This is a genomic window from Cobetia sp. MMG027, assembly GCF_027947415.1.
In the GTDB taxonomy this organism is placed as follows: Bacteria; Pseudomonadota; Gammaproteobacteria; order Pseudomonadales; family Halomonadaceae; genus Cobetia; species Cobetia marina.
The window spans coordinates 245,504-262,669 of sequence record NZ_JAQJIO010000007.1 but is presented as its reverse complement, the minus strand read 5'-3'; the positions used below and the strand labels follow the sequence as shown (position 1 = coordinate 262,669).

Below are 17,166 nucleotides of genomic sequence, written 5' to 3'. Positions count from 1 at the left end.
TATCTTAACGACCTGCGCCGCCCTGGCCTAGCGCGGCTTTGAGCTTGCCGATCTCTTCTCCGAGAATCTGGTCGCGGCGGACCTCGTCACTGAAATTGGTGCCCTCCTCACGCAGGCGTTTGTCCACCTGCAACAGCACCTCAGTGCGGGCCCTCGGATCATCCGCAAACTGGTAGAGCTGCTGCCCGTTCATGGCGGCTTTGTAGCGCTTCCGGGCAGCGTCGTACTGCGCAGCGCCTTCGACCGTCTTGAAGATTTCCGGGTTCTGCGCTGCCAGGAACAGGGCCGCCGGGTCTTTCTCCAGATGCTCGTTGTCCTTGAACGCACGCTCCAGTGAGTCGGGAATCCAGTCATTGCTGGTCTGCAACTGCTGACTGAGCTGCTGCAGGCGCACGTAGCCGTTGGCCACGGCCTGGTTGTTCCAGTCGGTGCCCTGGAGGCCACTCGGGAACATGTCATACGCATTGCGGATATCGGTGCGCATTTTGGGTAGCAAGGTTTCGATCCCTTCTTCCTCGATGCCCATCGCCGCATACTGATCCGTCACGGTATCGGTGATTGTCTCGATGGTACCGGCCACGTCCTGTTGGTCACCCTTCGCGTCAGCGCGTGCCTTGATGCCCTCGCGGAGTGTCTTGCCCTGCTCGGTGATCAAGGTGCGTGCTGTCTGCTGCTGCTGGGCGATATCGTTGGAGGCCAGCGCCGAGGATTGCTGCATGGCGGCACCAATCAGCTGGACCGCATCGGCCGAAACGACCCCGGTGTCCACGTAACGCTTGAACTGCGCATCATCCAGCCAGCCAGCGGCTCGCAGACGTACCGCCTGAGCGATCTGGGCATGCGTCGGGCGCCCTGTGCCGGAATTGACCGAGTAGGTCGCCGAGGCACCATTCGGGGTCAGGGAATTCACCATCCCGCTCATCGCAGCGGTCATTTCCTGGTCCGACGAGGAATCTGCCAGGGCGTCCATCGTGGCGGTGCGGGAGATGACACGCTTGGCCTGTCCGGGGCCGATGCCCTTGCCGTCCACCACGCGGCGGGCAATCGGGTCGCCCTTGGCCGTGGCCCGGAGTCCGGCATCCGTGGTCTTGGCCACGTAGTTGCGGGTTTCCTTGTACGGAATCTTGTTGATCCACTCCGTGACATCGACGTCGGCGCTGCGCGGGTCCCCGAGCTTGAGCTTGGAGCTGTTGCGGCCGGTGTGGTTGGTGCCATTGACCCAGTCGTTCACCATCCCGGGGCCGGCGTTATAGGCCGCTGCCGCCATGATCGGGTCGCCATACGTTTCGACCTGCTCGTCGTAGTAGGCGCGCCCCAGCCGCATGTTGTAGTCCGCGTCGTTCTCGTACCTTTCACGATCCCAGGGGATGCCATTCTTCTCGGCGACTTCCTTTGCGGTGGCCGGCATCACCTGGGCGATGCCGGTTGCACCTTTCGGGGAGCGCAGCGGTTTGCCTTGGCTATCGAACTGCTCGCCGTTGCTCTCGGCCCCGATCATGCGGTTCCAGGTACGATCGATCTCGGCGCCAAGGTTGGCCAGACGTTCGTTGCCGGCATTCAGGTTCTCGGTGCCGACGATCTGCTCGACCCCCTTCTCGGCGAAGGACGCCAGCTTGTCTCGCGCCTTGCCCACGGTATCGGTGACCGCGCTGTAGGCATTCTGGATGACGTTGTCGTCCCCGGTGTACTCGACATCGAGGCCATTGCGTCGGAATCCGCCCGTGGATTCCTCCTCGGACTTATCACTGCCCCAGCGTTCCCAGATCGGCGGCACGGGTTTCGCGGGCGCTTCCGGCTCGGCAGGAATCCCAAGACGGCCGATGGACGGCTGGCCCTGCGACTGGCCCTGCGGCTGGCCACCGGCCTGCGGAGGTACGGCCAGCGGGTTGGCACCACCGTTACGGGTGACCGTGGTAGACGCGCCCATTCCGGGCGTCGGGCCCTGCAGATTCTGGAACTGGGTGGCAAGGCTACCGGAGCTGTCGAACAACGTGCGCAGATTGTCGCGGGCCCACTCGGCGCCATAGACCTCCACCCCATCACCATCCGCATCCGGCAGCGGGGTAAGGTTGCCGTCCGCGTCGTGGGCCAGCGGGATCAGCATGCCGGTGCTGCCATGCTCCTGCTGGAGCTGGCGGAAGGTAGCTTCATCCATGCCGAATTCAGCGAAATTGGACTCGTCCACGTAGTCCAGGTCATCGACCTGTTGGAGCCCCATGCGTTCGCGCACGGGGTTGTTGTTGTAGGCGTCCAGGAACATCCGGCGGCCGGGCTCGGTCTTGAGCGCGGGCAGGACGCCACCAGCCTCGGTCTGGAGCTGATCGAAGCGGTAGAATTGTTCGGTGGCCAGCTGGCGCTTCTTCTCGTCGAGCTGCAGCCGCTGCGTTTCCGCTGCGTTCTGCATGTACTCGAGGTCCGCCTGGCGCTTGGGTGCGCCCTCCTGCCACTGCCGGGAGGCGATGTCGAGCTGGGCTTCCTTGTACGGGTCGATCTGGTTCTGCTGGCCCAGGTTGTAGCCCTTCAGGCCACCACGCACCAATGCCTCGATCGCGGTCAAATCCATGTTTCGTTCCTCACATAAACATCATGGCGGCCATGGCAGCCGTGGCGAGCATCTGCGTCTGCTGTGCATCCTGCGCCTGATCGGCGCTGGCCTTCTGCGCCTCGTATGCCTGGTTGCGTGACGACGCCATGCCGGCGGAATTGACCAGCCCGCCGGTCGCCTGACCGACCAACTGTTGTCCGACATCCGTCAGCGAGGTGCGGATATTCTGGTTGCGATCGATCTGCGCCAGGTTGGCCGTGTTATAGGCATCGGACGTCGCCAGGGCGCTGGCGCGCTGTTGGTTGGCCGCCACCGGAGCACCGCTGATATCGGCCAGGCCGTAGCGGGATTTCATGCGAGCATTGGCCGCGTTGCTGCGGTCGTTGGCCGCCTGCGTCTGGGCCATGGCCGGTCGCGTCATGTCCTCGCCGATCGACCCGGCCAGCTGGTTCTCGACCGGGGTGTAGGAGTTGCGATAGCGCTCCCACTGGGCCTTGAGGACCTTGGCCGCGTTGTCGTTGGGGCTCACGCTCTGCGAGATTGTCGGGACAGTGCTCATGGCGCCTCCTTACTGGCGGTTGTACCCGCCCGGAATTGCGAGCTGGTCAGTGAAGCCGTTGGGGTTGGTCTTCTCAAACAGACTCTGCCGGAGCGCCTTGTTGTTCGTGTACTGCTGGTATTTCCCCATGCCCATGGTGGCCAGCGAGTTGAGGGCGCCGAACTGGGCATTGCTCTTGGCGATATCCGCTTCCGACTCGCGCCGGTAGGTGTCGAGCATCGCGGCGTTGTTCTGCTGGCCCAGCTGGGTGAGGCTCTGCTGCTGCTGACCCGCGATCCCCAGACCCGTGTTGATCGCGGCGAGCGTATTGCCGTCCCGCTGCTGCCGATCCCCCAGCACGGACTGTGAGGCGTTGGAAGCGCCGGCCGCCTTAAGCGCCGAGTTGATGGCGTTGAGGTTGGACAGGCTGGTGGCCACGTTGGCGTTGCCGAACGACTGCTGGAAATCATTCGACGCCTCGCGCATGAGGTCGGCGTTACCCCGCCCCTGCCGCAGGTTGGTCGTAGAGCGGTCCACGTTGGCCAGCATGTCGTCTTCCAACGGCGCATACATGGTCGCGTAGCGGTTCCACTTCTCGACACCCTGCTTGGCGAGTTCCTTTTCTTCCGCCGTGGCTTCCGGCTTCTTGGGCGAGCTGCCTTTACCCATGATCCACCTCCTTTTCGAATACCAGTGACATGACCTTGTAGCCGTCCGGGGCCAGCTTGCGGCCCCAGGCGGGGCGCGTCGTGGTGAAACTGATCCGATCCGCGCGGGCGTTGACCGCAATCGCATCCATGCCATCCAACAGGTCGCGCAGCATGGCGCTCGGGGCGCCGTTGCGGATGTAGGACATCCACGACCGCAGCACACGGTCCCCGGTGGACTCCGTCTCGATGTGGTAGACCGACCAGCCCCAGGGGCGGTCGCCATCGGTCAGGACCACCATGTCGGCCATGTTCGAGGCGATCGCGGCATAGACATCGGCTGCGATCTCGGTCACCTGGGGGCTTTTGGCCCGGATGGCCTCGACCCCCTCCTCGAGGAACGGGTACAGGGTGCGAAGCTCACGAACAGAGGTCACGGTATTCAGCATCAGTAGCCCCCGTAGCGCACGACGCGGGTGGCAGGCTGATCCAGCCCTTCGGCCTGGCGCTTGGCCTGGGCCACGTACTGCTGGTAGCGGGCCATCTGGGCGCGGGCGAAGTTGGCATCGGTCCAGCGCTGGCCGGGGATGGTGAGCAGCCAAGCAGCGGCCAGCGCCACCAGGGCCTCGCCCCACCGCTCGCCCAGCCAGTCCGGGATATCCAGGGCCGTCCGGCGAGGGATCAGCGTCATGACGCCCTCGAGCCGGTACTGAGAATCGGGCACCGGAGCCAGGACCATGTCGTCGGCCCGGCCCCAGTAGTAATGCGTCGGGCGACCGCGCTCGGCATTCGGGTCCTGATTGCGCATCATGACCTCGCTGTCCCGGCCTTCGAGCCGTTTGCCGTCCAGACCGATCCACTCCAGGGAGGACACCGTGGCCGACCCTTCCGGTTCGATGGGGTAACGGTCTAACCCCGGAACGGCAAACACCTGGAAGGGAACCTTCCAGATGCCTGTGTCCTGACAGAATTGGCGTGCGGCCCTGCGCAGTTCGACCCAGATGGTCGGCTCAGGGCAGCCCACCACATGGATGGCGGTATCCGGTGTGAGGGCTGCGATGTCCATTACGGTGCTCCGGGTGTCGGGTCTTCCCCTTGGGCATTACGCTCGGTCTGCATACGCACGCCCAGGCCCTGGGTGAATGCCTGGTAGTACCAGCCTGCCTGCTCACGGTTGGCGGCGAATTCCGCGTCCTTGGAATAGGCGCGGTACAGCACGTAGTCCGTGTAGGCATTCAGGTAGGTGGCGGCCAGCGGCAGTGTGGAATCGAGGCTGTTGACCATCGGCGGCTCGGCCGAATAGATCAGGTTGATCGAGCCACTGCCGTCGGAGGGCGGGTACACGTAGAAGCGCGTCGGATCATGCGCCTCGAGCATGTAGTGGCGGACACTCGGCTGCTGGTTCATGAGGTGCCAGTCCGGGTGGCCGATATCGAGGACATCACGGTCGATGCGTCGGATCGAGGACCCATTGACGTTGCGCACCACGTCGATCACCACGATTGCCCCCTGCGGGGCCTGCTGGAGCGTCCCGGGGGACATCAGCATCGTGGTGTTGACCGGGTGGGCGCTGGGCTTGAGCTGGACGATGGCCTGAGAGGCATCGTTGATATAGCGGATCAGCTCGTCATCCAGCCACCGGACACCGCCCTCGGTGTTATCCAGGGTGGTGTCACGGACGCGGGTGATGACATCGCGGGCGGTGATGGGCATGGCTTACACCTCGCCTTTTTCGATCTGCTTGGCAGCGGCATCGCGCAGATGCGCCGGGATGTCCTGGCCAAGCTCGGCTTCGATGGCATCCACGCGGACAGCGCCGTCGGAGGTCAGCTTGTCGGCGTTGTCCTCATCGATGATCTTGCGCATGGCAGCGGCGATTTCACCGACCGTCGGCCCCTTGCCGCCCTTCTTGGCATCGGCCTTGGTATCGGCCTTGGTATCGGCCTTGGTATCGGTCTTGGGAGTCTCCGGCTTCGCCTGACCCGCTTCGCGGCAGCCAGCGGTCAAACACGCTTGAACCGCGATGTCTGGGACGGGTCGCGGTTCCTCGGCCTTGAAGTTGAGCGAATGGCCCTGCTTCGTGGAGACGTGCCGGTCGATATCGGATACGAGATTCGTAGGCATGAGATGTCCTCGTTGAAAAAGGGGGGCCCCGAAAGACCCCCAATGCCCCGTGGTAAACCGTTTACGAGTTGGCGACGTCCAGCACCAGGGTGCCGAAGTCTTCTTTGCGGTTGGTCACGTCGGAGTGGAAGACCGGCTTCTTCAGACCGAACATCTTGCCGATCGAGATACCGTGCTGGTTCTCGTAGTCGAAGCCTTCTTCCACCCAGTACGGTGCGCCGATATCCGCCATCCCCATGGCCTGGGCACCGCAGATCAGGACGCGGTTGCCATCGACGTTGCCGGCGGAACCCCACTTGGAGGACGCGGCCATGCCCTTGGTGTTCGGCGAGTGGCGGAACTGGTGGATGACCATGCCATCGACCATCACGCTGTTGGCGCCCGCGAACAGGGTGTTCTTGTCACCGCGCACACCCGCATGGCGGACGTTGGCGATGAAGTCCGGGTCGAGCTTGAGCTGCGCCATGGTGGTCGGGCTGACAAAGACGTGGAAGATTTCGTCGTTGCTGCCGGTCTTGATGCCGCGAATCATGTTGTCGCGGGCATACGCCTGCGCCAGCACGAGAGAGGCATAGGACAGGCGGTCGCCAGCTACGATCGCGCTGGTATCCCCGTCCTCGGTGATGTCGGCACCGCCGTTGGAGACGCGCAGGTGGCGGCCCTGAGTCGGCGCGGTGACGTGATCGGCGAATTCCAGGTCAGCCAGGTTCTGGCCGGTCGCCTTGACCGGACGGGCGGAGCCGTTCGGGCGCAGTGCGTAGTCCCAGCCTGCCAGCGTCTGGAAGCCGAGCTGATCCATACGATCGCCGAGCCAGTAGGCCAGGACGTCGCGGGAGTTCTCGCGGAAGTTGATGACCGTCTTCTGGTCGGCGAGACGGCCGGCCAGGCGGTTGGCGTGACGCAGCTGATCCAGGCCGATGACCTGATCGAAGGCACGCATTGCTTCTTCGTTGCCTTCGAGCATGTTGTCCCCGGTCACACCGTCGCCTTCAAGATCGGCGAGCAGCTGGAAGACCGCGCGGGTGCCCTTCTCGGACTTGGTCAGCTCGGTGATGCGAGTGATCATCGAGTTGGCACCCTTGCCTGCAAAGCGCATCAGGAAGGAGTTATTGCGGGCTACCCGCCACAGATCGCGTGACCAGACCGTCTTCTGCTCGTCGGTCAGCGCGGCAAAGTTCGTCAGTGCCATTGGGGCACCTCCTTTGGAAGCTGATCGACAGCCTTGGTAGGGAAACCGGACGGCTGTCGTTAAGCCGGTTCCCAGACCGTGTCGTGGTCTGTACGAAACACATCCGTTTGCGGCGGGTGGGCCACGCGAGGGACGATCTCGCGGTTGATGCTGTGATTATAAGCAGTGCTTATCTAATGGGCAAACCAATTTGTCCAGGTAATCTTCCTTGAGGACTTCTGCCATGGGCTGTGCGCCCATCATCTCGGCCATCTCGACGAAATGCGCGATACCTGCCGGGTGTAACCGCAGGCTAATCGTCTCGGGCGGGGCGCCACACCCCGGAATGACCTCGATCCAGCCTTCGCTGGTCAACGCCTCGATCGCAAACTCGGCCTGGTCTTGTGCTGCCATGCGGGGGAGCAAGGTGAGTTTCAGGAATCTGAGGATGCCGTAGGGCCCCAGGTAGGAGAAATGGCGAGCGTCGTCCTTGTCGATCTCGATGAACTCGATCCGGGCCTCCCCAGGGGGGTGGCCCAGGACCGAGAAGCGTTTGAGGTCATCCGGGAGCGCGGCCATCATACCGGGTTCATTTCCATCATCAGGCGGTAGCCTTCCATGCGCCAAAGCGTCTTGATGGCGTTGGTCATGGCGTCCTGGAGCGCGTAGACCTCACCCAGCTCGGCATTGAAGTTAGCCGGGTCCACGCAGGCACTCATGCCTTCCGCCACGGTGTAGCCGTTGGGCAGCATCAGCACGCAGTAGGTGGTGGTGTTGAGCACGAAGTAATGTGGCTCAAGCTGATCGCGCAGCGCATCGATGCGCTCGACGGTGACCTTCGTTTGCTTGTCCATTACAGGTAGTCCCCACGGGCACGGGCCAGGTCCTCATCCGACAGCTTGTCGAACTCGGATTCCGGCAATGTGTTGACGTCCGATTGCCCGTCGTTGCGGGAACCGGGGGTTTTCGGCGGCTGGCGGCTGGCCATCTCGGTCTTGCGCTCCAGGTCGCTGGTCGGCTGGGACTCGGCCGGTGCTGCCGGTTCCTGTGCCGGTTCCGGTGCCGGAGCTGGCTGGCCGGCCTTCTGGATGCCGTAGCGCAGCGCCACGGTATCGGCGGCTTCGCGCAGTGCGTGGCGGGGCTCATAGCCCTGCTGCATGTAGAAGTCGCGCAGTGCGGTCGTCTCGCGCAGGACATCCAGGTCGTGGCCTTCCTTGGTCTGGTCCATGACCGGATAGTCCTGGATGACCTTCTCGGCCTCGGCTTGCAGCTCCTGCTGGACACGCTGCTGCTGGGTGGTCTGCTGCGCTTCCTGACGGGAGGACTCACGGGCCTCGTTGAGCCACTGATCGCGCTCGGCCTGGCGAATCTCGGCGCGCAGCTGGCGGGCCTTCTCCGCGTCGCCATCGAGGATCGCTTCGTGGTACTGGGCATCCAGGGCCTCGAAATCAGGACCCGGTTGCTGCTGCGGCTCCTGTTCCTGTTCCTGTTGTGCCTGCGGCGGCTGGTCCGGCTGCGGCTGATTCTGGCGCTGGATTTCCTGCAGACGGCGCTCCAGCTCGGTCTTCTCGGACTCCAGGCGGTGGCGCTTGGCCACTTCCTGGTCCAGGCGGTACTTCGGCACGCGCAGGCCGTTGTCGTCTACCTGGGGCTCCGGCTGGGCCTGCTGCTGGGGCTCCGGCTTGGGCTCCGGTTCCGGCTTGGGCTCCGGTTCGCCTTGCTGCTGGGGCTCCGGCTTGGGTTCCGGGGCAGGTTCAGGGGCAGGTTCAGGGGCCGGCGCGGGCTCCGGGGCCGGCGCCGGCTCGGCGTCATCACCGCGATCGAGCGGGGCGTCACCGAAATCGTCATCGTCGAGGGGGTCACCCCCGGCGAACATGGCATCGAGGTTGTAATCCGGTTCCTGGGTATTACTCGTCGGTCTGGACATCGTCGTTCCTCGCGGGGCGTTGTTCGCCATCCTTGCGGTTGGCGTTGATCCAGGCGGTGGAAATCTGGGTTTCCTGCTGGAGGTTCTGACCGCGCATCTGCGTCAGGCTGGTCTGCTCCTGGCGCTTCTGCTGGGCCTTGTGGGACTGCTCGGAGAGCTGGATACGGGCCTCGAGCTGCTGCAGGTGCTTCTGCACGTCGGCTTGCAGCTCCATGATGCGAATCTGGTTCTGGATGGCGGCAGGATCGGCCTCGGACGCGGTCTTCGCCTCGATGTGGCCGGTTTCGGCCATGAGCTTCTGGAGCGCGGCCTGCTTCTTGCCAAGCTCGAGCTTGATGTCCTGGATTTGCGCCTGCTGCTGGAACTGCGCCATCTGCATTTCCTGCTCGGTCGGCTCGGCCATGCCCTGCTGACGCTTGAGCATGTCGGCGATCTCGGTGCGCTTGGCCAGGTGGCTGTACTCGACCAGAACGTGCGGCGGAATCGGCACCCCGGCAGAGGCCAGCTGCATGGCCTCGTTGAACTGGCTGTCCCGGAAGGTGTCGGTAGCCGGCTGCTGGGTGACAACGATGCCGTACTCGCCCAGAGTGATGTCGTTGTGGATGCCTTCGGCGGTCTTCTGGTTGATCACCAGCTCCTCGTCCTCGGCATTCGGGTCCAGGTCGTTGGATATGAACAGGACCCGTTCCTCGGTGTAATACTCCTGCACCAGCGAGAGGATCACCTGGGCGATCATGTGGCGGGTGCGCGCGAGGTTGTCGAGGGGCTTCTGTACCTGGACCTGGCCCCGGGAAATCTGCGACTGCAACGCGCGCCCGGACATCTCCGCGCTGGCGTTGCCCTGCATGGCGTCGTGGATGCCGGAAATGTCGCGGATGGATGCCTGCGACTTCATCGACAGGCGGTCGATGCCGGTGGGAATCTGGTTGGGCTGAATCTTGCTCGGTGCGGTGGTGCCGGGGTTGTAGCGCAGCACCAGGCCGGTTTTCGCGCCCTCACGCTCCAGGTCGTTGACCGACATGCCGTCGGCCAGTGACCCTTCCTCGACCATCCAGCCCGAGTTGGCCGTGGTGTTGACGATATGCAGCTCCTGGGAGGACAGCTTGTTGTGCTGCTCCTGCGGGCTGATCAGGTTGCGCACCATGCCGAACGGTCGGCCGCGACGGTAATACGGGAAGAACGGCACGATAGTGAACCGCGTATACGGGGACCAGTCGTCGTGCAGCACCTGGTTGCCCGCTGTCACCGTCCAGCGAATCTTCATGATCGTCTTGTCGATGATCTGCAACTGATTGTCTTGGGCGAACGCGGCCGCACGATCATCCGTCCACGCATCGGGCACCGGGCGGATGTCCCCGCGCGCGCCGACGAATACCTTCGCCTTGTGCGGTCTACGCCACTGGCGTTCGACGATACGCACCGAGCGGATGGTGCGGTCCTCGTTGCCGTGCTGCCCTGCCACACTGCGGGTGTCCCCGAACGTGGTCTGGAAACGGTAGCAATCGAGGGTGTCGTCGTGATCGGCCAGCTCGGCGTGTGCGCGAATGGCGTCGGCCTTCTCCTTCCCGTACTCGACCTCGATGTCGTCGATCGAGGTCCAGCGGGTCTTGAACACCTCCTTCCACTCCTCGGGATCGTAGGACTTGGCGTCGGGGTCCGGGATGATGTCGGCCGGGTCCTCGACGTCGATCTTCACTTCCCCGAAGGCGTTGTGGTCGAAGTCGATGCGCACGTCGAAGTAGCCGCGATCGTTGATCAGGCCGTCGGCAAAGACCTCGGACTCCTTCCAGTCGTATTTCTGGTCGTCGAGGATGTACTGCACCAGCTTCTGGAGCATCATCGCGCGGTCGGCGTCGGCCTTGCGGCGCGGCTTGAAGCGGATATCGGCCCGGTTGGCCGCCTGCTCGCCCAGCACCGTGTTGACCGCCGGCAGGATGTGATTGATGGTCAGCGCCGGGCGGCCGGCCTCCTCGAGCACGCGGCGATCGGCCTCGGACCACTGCTCGCCGTAGTAGAAGGCGTCGAATTTCCGCGCCTCCTCGACATACTCCTTATGCCCCGCATCTCGGGCGCGGACGTAACGGTGCCATTGCGTGCGGGTAATCTGGGAATCGTCCATGGACATAAGGCGTCGGCTCAGTAGTGATGCGGGATAGGCTTGGTTGAGTATAAGCAGTGCTTATTATCGTATCAAGACGACATGGCACTGCCCTTGGTGCCGCTGACCACATACTGTTCGAGCTTGTCGCGCCAGGACTTCTTCGGTTTGGGGGTGATCACCGGGCGCGGGTTGAACTGCTCGATCATCTGCCCGATCCACGCCAGCGCATCCACCTGGTCATCGTGCTTGCCGTTGGGGAAGCGCAACAGCTCGGTCACCAGGTCATCGAGCCAGGGCGCGGAGCGCGGGAAGAAGACCCGGTGCATCTCGATCAGGCCGCGCACCGGACTGGCACGCACCTGCTTGTCGCGCTTGCCCGGCTTCAGGGGCTCGATGCGCATGCCCATCTTGCGGCGCTGACGCTTCTGCTCGTTGATCAGCGGTCCCAGGGCCAGTTCGATCTGCCCACGCTCCGCGCCCATGATGGCCGGTCGCCAGCGGTCATAGCAGGCGAACATCTGATCGACGATCTCGAGCGAGCCCCAGTGCCCCCGGTACATGTCCAGCACCCACACGTTGAGCGCGCGGTCGATGCCCACCACGATGCCGACGGTGTAGTCGTTGTGTTCCTTGGTGCCGATGGCGAAGTCCCAGGCCGCGTAGACCGTGAGGTCGTCGAGGTCGGGCCGCTCGGTGGGCGTGTAGTAGCGGAAATCGGGCAGCTTGAAGTAGTCACCGTCCTCGGCCACAGGGTCCTGCTGGTAGAGCGCCTGCCAGTCACGGACACCCACGGCATTCTTGATGCGCGTCAGGGCCTCGATCGGGTAACGGTCAGGGTGCAGGGGCTCCCCCTCCTTGCGGAAGGCTTCATCCTCGGTGGCAATGGCCGGATAGCGGATGACCTCCCAGCTGTCGCCCTGCCCGTTGGCCTCCTGCTCCAGCAACCAGCCGGCGAGGTCGTCATCGTGCCAGCGGGTCAGGATGATCAGGATGCCGCCACCGGGCGCCAGGCGGGTGTAGGCGGTCGAGGTGTACCAGTCCTTGATCGAGGTCCGGGTGGTGGCCGACTCGGCCTCCTCGCGGTTCTTCACCGGGTCATCGATGGTCAGGATGTGGGCACCCCGGCCCGTGATGGGGCCGCCGACACCGGCCGGCACGAACATGCCCCCGCCACGGGTCATCCAGCCTTCCGCGTTGCGGTTCTCGGCATCGAGCCCCTGCTTGGGGAAAATCTGCCCGTAGCGCTTGTCCTGGAGCTGGGCGCGAATCTTCTTGGAGAAGTCCGTGGCCAGCGACGCGGAGTAGGACGCGGTGATGATGTCGTGCTTGGGGTAGTTGCCCAGGTGCCAGGCGGGGAAGTTCTGCGAGGCCAGCAATGACTTCCCATGACGCGGGGGCATGAACAGCATCAGACGTGGGGACTTCTGCTCGGCCACCTGACGCGAAAACCGCTCCAGCCGGCGGCAGATATCCTTATGGACCCATCCGGCCTGGTACGCCGGATTCTGGTAGCGGACATAGGGCAGCAGGTGCTTGCGGGCCAGGGCACGTCGGGCCAGCTCCTGGCGGGCCAGCTGGCGGGCTTCGGTGGCCTCCTGCTCCTTGGCACGGGTTTCCTCGGCCACTTCCTCATACCGGGCTTCCAGGGCGGGGGCAGCGGCCTTCACTCGCTCCTTTCGGGCCGATTCCACCTCATGGTGCTCGCGGAGACGGCCAATGGCTTCTGCCGTGGCTGCCGCTTCCGCCGGCCGTTTCGCTTCGCGTTCAGCAGTGACTTCCTTCCAAGCTTCCTCGACAAGCTGTTCCGGGCCATTGGCAGGCTCCCCCCGTTCAATGCTGCGCTTGATCAGGTCATAGGTCGTCTTGCAACTCGGGCAGCGGCCCTTCTCATCCATCATGTAGTTGGGCAGGTCCATCGCGCAGCCGGTGCAATTCATTGGACCTCCTCGAACTCGGCGTCCTCGACGTCGGGCTCCAGGTCATCGGAGCCAGCCAGGCGCACCAGCTCGTCGGTGTCCATCTCGCAGACCTTCTCGTAGGTGACCTCGGCATTGATGCTGACTTCGCGCTTCTCAGGCTCGTAGCAGCCGTTCATCTTGCCCAGCTCGCGGATGGCCATGATTTCCTCGGTGGCCGTGGCCGCCTTGGCGTGGGACTCCATCAGCATCATGTTGAGCATGTCGCGGTTCACCTCGACGTGAGACGCCATGTAGAGGTCGCGCAGGTAGGACAAGGTGCCGGCGACGTGGGGGCGCGCCTGCACTTCGGGGATTTTCGCGGGTTTGATGCCGCTGGCCTTGGCCGCCGGCATGAGGGGGACCCCACGCAGGAGGTGCTGCACGAAGGTCGCTTCCTGGGGGTCAAGGGACGCCAGGCCGAGGACGCCTGCCGTATGGCGAATCTGATCAATGTCCATGGAGGGTGGCCCTACGGTAATAAGCAATGCTTATAGTATGGGCCAAAAGATTAACGCTTGTGAAGCAGGCAGATTTTTTACTACTCGAGTAGTTCGGTATTGAAGGCCAGGTAATGACACGCCCCAAGTTCACGCTCGACGGCCGATTCCATGTACTCGATGGCGGATGGAAGGCCATTGATGGCATCCACCGACACGATATCGGGGTTTTTGGCTTCGGAGAACAGTTCGCGGGCCGCCGTGTTAGGGATTTCGACACTCTGCTTGTCGCGTGGCAGCCGGTTCCAATAGTGGGTCAGTCGGCGACTGACTTCATTCTGGAGGGCATCGAGGTCGTATCCGGGGGCTACATAGCCGCGATAGGTATCGCCTGAGATAAGCCGGACCATGTCGTGGCAGTTGGCATAGTCCTGGTACATCTTCATGGCCACGTCGTCCGGGACTCCGTTGGCCGCATGGGCCGTGGGGGCGAGGCACAGGGCCGTGGCGGCGGCGAGGATCAGTCGTTTCATGATAAGGGTCCTAGTACGTTGGGCCTATGACGAGTCTAGGTGTGAACGTGCATTATCGTATATGATACATTCGTGATAATGTGATCAAAAACACAGTCGATACCTGAATAAAATTATTTTTCACAAGGATGAAAATAATGCCATGGTACAAAGACCCAATAACAATATTAAGCTTAATAGGATCAATTATTTCTATTATTTCAGCTATTGTAAGCTGGAGAAAAGCAATAGTATCAAAAAAATCTGCCGACGAATCGACTAAACTTTTGGGTAGAATTCGCAACCACAGAACAATCAGCACCTTATCCGAAATTATAGCAGAGACAGAAATTCTTATTAGAAGTCTAACTGACATAGGCCCTCATTGTGATTTAAGGCGTTTGAAAGGTTATAGCACTCAAGATATTACAGGACAATTAGAAAGCTATAGGCAAAAAATAGTCAGCAAAGAGAGGTTACTTCCAGGGCAACTTAAAGATGAAATCAGAGATGTTATTGAAGAAATGTACTCAACTAGCACTAAGCTTAGTGATGCTAGCTCGCCTAGTGAAATTAAGTCATTAGGTTCAAAGATATATCTGACATTAACTGAATTCAAGCCTTTATTAGAAAAGCAAAACGATCATATTGATAATGCATAGGTGAAATATGAAATTTAGTGACGAACAAAAGCTAATTGTGCTGATGCTCGCAGATCTTTATAACAGTCAAAAAAATGCAAACATAGCTAGTTATGAACTAGATCCAAACTTTATTAAAGAAGCAATTTTCAGCAATAACACTTGGGCTATACCTTGGAGATTCCCGGGGATAGAATTCAGCAATAATGAGCCACCCGAGTACATACGTGAGCTCTTTGACATTCTTGATATGTGGTCTTCGATCGAGAACAAACAGAAAAAACTTGGTACAGAAAAAACCCATAAAATCCTTATTAATAATGAAATAAAACCAATTGAAGCCGAATTTATTGGCTTTAGCAGCATGAATGAAGGTGAATATATCACTGCAACTAGATTTATTATTGAAGAATTAGAACGCTTTACTCAATTCAAGGGACGTTACCTAGTCTCCCAATGGGATACTTTATCAAGATACAGGAGGATGCTTAAAATTTTCGAGAATATACCGAACAGTAACTTAGTAACTTATAACGAAGAGTTGAGCGAGAAAAACTTCATAGAATTATTAAAAGCTTGATAGGTATTGGGTCTAAGTCATCCCCCTGTTACGCGGCAACAGGGGGTATGCTCCTATACGAGAATCTAACTCTCAAGACCAAGTCTAGGGTGTCAAAACTTATAGTATGTCGTTAAAATCCCCTCAAAAAAATGTGTACCCTTTATCATAACCAAGCTGCAATTACATATCATTTGAACAATAAAACCTGCTAATGTACAATTGCAGGTTACATTCAAATGACACACCAAATTTCATGCGATTTATAAAACTAGCAACTCTCGGCCTTTTTACTTCTCTAAGCTTTAGTACACAAGCAAATAATCCTTACGATATTTATGCGCAAGCTCACTATCTAGAGCCAAAAATCAGCAATAGGACAATAGATAAAAACAAAGTTTTTTTAGATAATAATGAAAGAAAAATATTTTTGGCCTTAGGGGCCAGTGAACTAATGAAAGACGGTCCTAACATTGCAATCAAAGAATATATATCCAGCAACTATAAAATTAAATATCCATCTGACTATACAGGCAAAGACGGTTACGATGAGAGCACACAACGTAGTGACTGGGTTATACTCTCTGGCAGGTTCGAAGAATCTTTTAAAAGCAATTCTAACCAATATAAAATCGTGGATAAATATAACAACAGCGCCGTAATCGTAACAATGAAAAAAGAAAATGCTTTTTTCAACAACAATAGTATCAAACCAGGAAAAAGAGCAGATTTATTTTGCCAAGAACATAGGGTAAATCATAGGAAAATATCGTTAACAAGGTGTGTTGGGTTTATGCAGTTCAAGAAAGACTTATACAAAAATATGACCTCATACTACGACCAGTATAACACTTTTGAATCTGTGATAACATGGCACATCTTAACAAACCAAGCGAAAGAAGCGAACGAGACAGTAAGTTTTTATAACCCGGCACCATATATTTATTACGCCAAAAACATGTCTTTGAATGGCTTCAAGTGCAAAGACAACTGTTTAAAACATATATCTTCAGAGTACAAAAAAATGATAGAAAATGGAGAATTTAAAAAAGTGATAACATATATGAAGAGAAACTATAACTAAAAACAAATAACTATTACAAAGTTTTAGCCAGAAAATACCTTGTACTCCCCCTCCCCCGTTGCCCGTCAACGGGGGGCCCTTCCCCCTTTTCCGAGTTCCGCGACCCCCCACCCCGGCCCCTCGCCGATGAACCTACTTTCGAGGCCCCCCCACCCCCCCGTCCGAGGACCAAGGACCGTGGCCAATCGGCCGCTGATCCCCGCAACGTGACCGCTGGGACACGACTCAGGACCGAGGACCAGGGCAAAGGGTGCTGATCCGTGCCCATTCCTTCATCGGTAAGCTCCGTGAATGCCCTGAATGCGACGCACGAAAATCCGAGCATATTAGTTTTTTCTTGCCTGTCGCGGCTAACAGACTCCGACAAAGGTAGCAGTAATAGAAAGAAGTAATGGGGTCGAGAACATCGATAGCGGATTGCCTATTGACGGGCAGGGAGCAACTAAGCAGGTCAGCGTTAAAATGGCCTTCTGTCCCGGATGGCCAGTCAACGCAAAAACTGGCCCTCAATCCGGGACAGCGTTTTCGGCAGGCGTTTCAATGGCTTACAAAATCGTGGCCCAGTTGGTCCAATTTCTCCCTATTTCCGCACCTCTATACAGTGCTTTTTATACGCTATAGAGGGCCTATTATTGCCCTTTTTATGCAATCACTAACTTAAATAGTTTAAGTAAAACTGGGACAACTGGGACAGAAAGGTCTGGAACCCGCATGGTTGAGCGGCCCGTGGCCTCTGTCCCAGTTTTCGCACATTGAACCCACAACTGGGACAGCGAAACCCGCCATCGCCCTGTAGCCCGCGCCACTGCTGGCCTCGCGCCAAATGGCCCTCAGCTGTCCCAGTTTTTTTCAATCCGGGACAGCGGAAAAATGTCGAGTAACAAACGTGAAGGCCCTGACTCCGTCAGGGCCAGTGCGTGAGGCC

General features: G+C 59.4%; 18 protein-coding genes. 3 read left to right on the top strand and 15 right to left on the bottom strand.

Features of this window, described 5'->3' with window-relative positions; translation table 11 throughout:
- Nucleotides 1-4: 4 nt before the first annotated feature.
- From PJK54_RS11920 to PJK54_RS11850, 15 genes are all read right to left on the bottom strand, one after another.
- Complete coding sequence (locus tag PJK54_RS11920) at nucleotides 5-2,563, bottom strand: transglycosylase SLT domain-containing protein (RefSeq protein ID WP_271302951.1); 2,559 nt, start codon at nucleotides 2,561-2,563, stop codon at nucleotides 5-7.
- A 10-nt stretch (nucleotides 2,564-2,573) separates the two neighbouring features.
- On the bottom strand, nucleotides 2,574-3,104 hold the full coding sequence (locus PJK54_RS11915) for a hypothetical protein (protein WP_141392750.1): 531 nt from the start codon (nucleotides 3,102-3,104) through the stop codon (nucleotides 2,574-2,576).
- A 9-nt stretch (nucleotides 3,105-3,113) separates the two neighbouring features.
- Nucleotides 3,114-3,752 carry a hypothetical protein gene (locus PJK54_RS11910; RefSeq protein ID WP_271302950.1) on the bottom strand — a complete coding sequence of 213 codons (639 nt, stop codon included), beginning with the start codon at nucleotides 3,750-3,752 and terminating at the stop codon, nucleotides 3,114-3,116.
- Nucleotides 3,745-4,179 carry a hypothetical protein gene (locus PJK54_RS11905; protein WP_271302949.1) on the bottom strand — a complete coding sequence of 145 codons (435 nt, stop codon included), beginning with the start codon at nucleotides 4,177-4,179 and terminating at the stop codon, nucleotides 3,745-3,747. The genes PJK54_RS11910 and PJK54_RS11905 overlap by 8 nt, the downstream gene beginning before the upstream one ends.
- Entirely contained in the window at nucleotides 4,179-4,796 is a 618-nt protein-coding gene (locus PJK54_RS11900) for a hypothetical protein (RefSeq protein WP_271302948.1), read from the bottom strand. The genes PJK54_RS11905 and PJK54_RS11900 overlap by 1 nt, the downstream gene beginning before the upstream one ends.
- Complete coding sequence (locus tag PJK54_RS11895) at nucleotides 4,796-5,443, bottom strand: phage adaptor protein (protein ID WP_271302947.1); 648 nt, start codon at nucleotides 5,441-5,443, stop codon at nucleotides 4,796-4,798. Before PJK54_RS11895 ends, PJK54_RS11900 begins: the two co-directional genes overlap by 1 nt.
- 3 nt (nucleotides 5,444-5,446) lie before the next feature.
- Nucleotides 5,447-5,854 carry a hypothetical protein gene (locus PJK54_RS11890; RefSeq protein WP_271302946.1) on the bottom strand — a complete coding sequence of 136 codons (408 nt, stop codon included), beginning with the start codon at nucleotides 5,852-5,854 and terminating at the stop codon, nucleotides 5,447-5,449.
- 61 nt (nucleotides 5,855-5,915) lie between these two features.
- Nucleotides 5,916-7,043, bottom strand: a complete 1,128-nt coding sequence (locus tag PJK54_RS11885) for a N4-gp56 family major capsid protein (protein WP_271302945.1) — start codon at nucleotides 7,041-7,043, stop codon at nucleotides 5,916-5,918.
- A 156-nt stretch (nucleotides 7,044-7,199) separates the two neighbouring features.
- Nucleotides 7,200-7,604 carry a hypothetical protein gene (locus tag PJK54_RS11880; protein ID WP_271302944.1) on the bottom strand — a complete coding sequence of 135 codons (405 nt, stop codon included), beginning with the start codon at nucleotides 7,602-7,604 and terminating at the stop codon, nucleotides 7,200-7,202.
- Nucleotides 7,601-7,876 (bottom strand): Gp49 family protein, encoded by a 276-nt coding sequence (locus PJK54_RS11875; protein WP_271302943.1) that lies wholly within the window; start codon nucleotides 7,874-7,876, stop codon nucleotides 7,601-7,603. The genes PJK54_RS11880 and PJK54_RS11875 overlap by 4 nt, the downstream gene beginning before the upstream one ends.
- Nucleotides 7,876-8,949 (bottom strand): hypothetical protein, encoded by a 1,074-nt coding sequence (locus tag PJK54_RS11870; RefSeq protein WP_271302942.1) that lies wholly within the window; start codon nucleotides 8,947-8,949, stop codon nucleotides 7,876-7,878. The genes PJK54_RS11875 and PJK54_RS11870 overlap by 1 nt, the downstream gene beginning before the upstream one ends.
- Complete coding sequence (locus PJK54_RS11865; RefSeq protein ID WP_271302941.1) at nucleotides 8,930-11,068, bottom strand: portal protein; 2,139 nt, start codon at nucleotides 11,066-11,068, stop codon at nucleotides 8,930-8,932. The genes PJK54_RS11870 and PJK54_RS11865 overlap by 20 nt, the downstream gene beginning before the upstream one ends.
- A gap of 71 nt (nucleotides 11,069-11,139) precedes the next feature.
- Nucleotides 11,140-12,987, bottom strand: a complete 1,848-nt coding sequence (terL, locus tag PJK54_RS11860) for a phage terminase large subunit (protein WP_271302940.1) — start codon at nucleotides 12,985-12,987, stop codon at nucleotides 11,140-11,142.
- Nucleotides 12,984-13,466: a hypothetical protein gene (locus PJK54_RS11855; protein ID WP_271302939.1), complete on the bottom strand. Its 483-nt coding sequence runs from the start codon at nucleotides 13,464-13,466 to the stop codon at nucleotides 12,984-12,986. Before PJK54_RS11855 ends, terL begins: the two co-directional genes overlap by 4 nt.
- A gap of 80 nt (nucleotides 13,467-13,546) precedes the next feature.
- Nucleotides 13,547-13,978, bottom strand: a complete 432-nt coding sequence (locus PJK54_RS11850; protein WP_271302938.1) for a hypothetical protein — start codon at nucleotides 13,976-13,978, stop codon at nucleotides 13,547-13,549.
- A gap of 137 nt (nucleotides 13,979-14,115) precedes the next feature.
- Here PJK54_RS11850 and PJK54_RS11845 point away from each other — a divergent pair, with 137 nt between their 5' ends.
- From PJK54_RS11845 to PJK54_RS11835, 3 genes are all read left to right on the top strand, one after another.
- Nucleotides 14,116-14,619, top strand: coding sequence for a hypothetical protein (locus PJK54_RS11845; protein ID WP_271302937.1), 504 nt, complete (start codon nucleotides 14,116-14,118; stop codon nucleotides 14,617-14,619).
- Nucleotides 14,620-14,626: 7 nt separating this feature from the next.
- Entirely contained in the window at nucleotides 14,627-15,178 is a 552-nt protein-coding gene (locus tag PJK54_RS11840; protein WP_271302936.1) for a YfbU family protein, read from the top strand.
- A gap of 235 nt (nucleotides 15,179-15,413) precedes the next feature.
- On the top strand, nucleotides 15,414-16,241 hold the full coding sequence (locus PJK54_RS11835; protein ID WP_271302935.1) for a hypothetical protein: 828 nt from the start codon (nucleotides 15,414-15,416) through the stop codon (nucleotides 16,239-16,241).
- Nucleotides 16,242-17,166 lie beyond the last annotated feature (925 nt).

Bases quoted from the DNA above. Each gene is read 5' to 3' on its own strand.
- terL (WP_271302940.1), bottom strand. From the start codon at position 12,987: ATGAATTGCACCGGCTGCGCGATGGACCTGCCCAACTACATGATGGAT.
- PJK54_RS11840 (WP_271302936.1), top strand. From the start codon at position 14,627: ATGAAATTTAGTGACGAACAAAAGCTAATTGTGCTGATGCTCGCAGAT.
- PJK54_RS11910 (WP_271302950.1), bottom strand. From the start codon at position 3,752: ATGGGTAAAGGCAGCTCGCCCAAGAAGCCGGAAGCCACGGCGGAAGAA.
- PJK54_RS11895 (WP_271302947.1), bottom strand. From the start codon at position 5,443: ATGCCCATCACCGCCCGCGATGTCATCACCCGCGTCCGTGACACCACC.
- PJK54_RS11915 (WP_141392750.1), bottom strand. From the start codon at position 3,104: ATGAGCACTGTCCCGACAATCTCGCAGAGCGTGAGCCCCAACGACAAC.
- PJK54_RS11890 (WP_271302946.1), bottom strand. From the start codon at position 5,854: ATGCCTACGAATCTCGTATCCGATATCGACCGGCACGTCTCCACGAAG.
- PJK54_RS11875 (WP_271302943.1), bottom strand. From the start codon at position 7,876: ATGGACAAGCAAACGAAGGTCACCGTCGAGCGCATCGATGCGCTGCGC.
- PJK54_RS11835 (WP_271302935.1), top strand. From the start codon at position 15,414: ATGCGATTTATAAAACTAGCAACTCTCGGCCTTTTTACTTCTCTAAGC.
- PJK54_RS11880 (WP_271302944.1), bottom strand. From the start codon at position 7,604: ATGATGGCCGCGCTCCCGGATGACCTCAAACGCTTCTCGGTCCTGGGC.
- PJK54_RS11870 (WP_271302942.1), bottom strand. From the start codon at position 8,949: ATGTCCAGACCGACGAGTAATACCCAGGAACCGGATTACAACCTCGAT.
- PJK54_RS11905 (WP_271302949.1), bottom strand. From the start codon at position 4,179: ATGCTGAATACCGTGACCTCTGTTCGTGAGCTTCGCACCCTGTACCCG.
- PJK54_RS11865 (WP_271302941.1), bottom strand. From the start codon at position 11,068: ATGGACGATTCCCAGATTACCCGCACGCAATGGCACCGTTACGTCCGC.
- PJK54_RS11850 (WP_271302938.1), bottom strand. From the start codon at position 13,978: ATGAAACGACTGATCCTCGCCGCCGCCACGGCCCTGTGCCTCGCCCCC.
- PJK54_RS11900 (WP_271302948.1), bottom strand. From the start codon at position 4,796: ATGGACATCGCAGCCCTCACACCGGATACCGCCATCCATGTGGTGGGC.
- PJK54_RS11920 (WP_271302951.1), bottom strand. From the start codon at position 2,563: ATGGATTTGACCGCGATCGAGGCATTGGTGCGTGGTGGCCTGAAGGGC.
- PJK54_RS11885 (WP_271302945.1), bottom strand. From the start codon at position 7,043: ATGGCACTGACGAACTTTGCCGCGCTGACCGACGAGCAGAAGACGGTC.
- PJK54_RS11845 (WP_271302937.1), top strand. From the start codon at position 14,116: ATGCCATGGTACAAAGACCCAATAACAATATTAAGCTTAATAGGATCA.
- PJK54_RS11855 (WP_271302939.1), bottom strand. From the start codon at position 13,466: ATGGACATTGATCAGATTCGCCATACGGCAGGCGTCCTCGGCCTGGCG.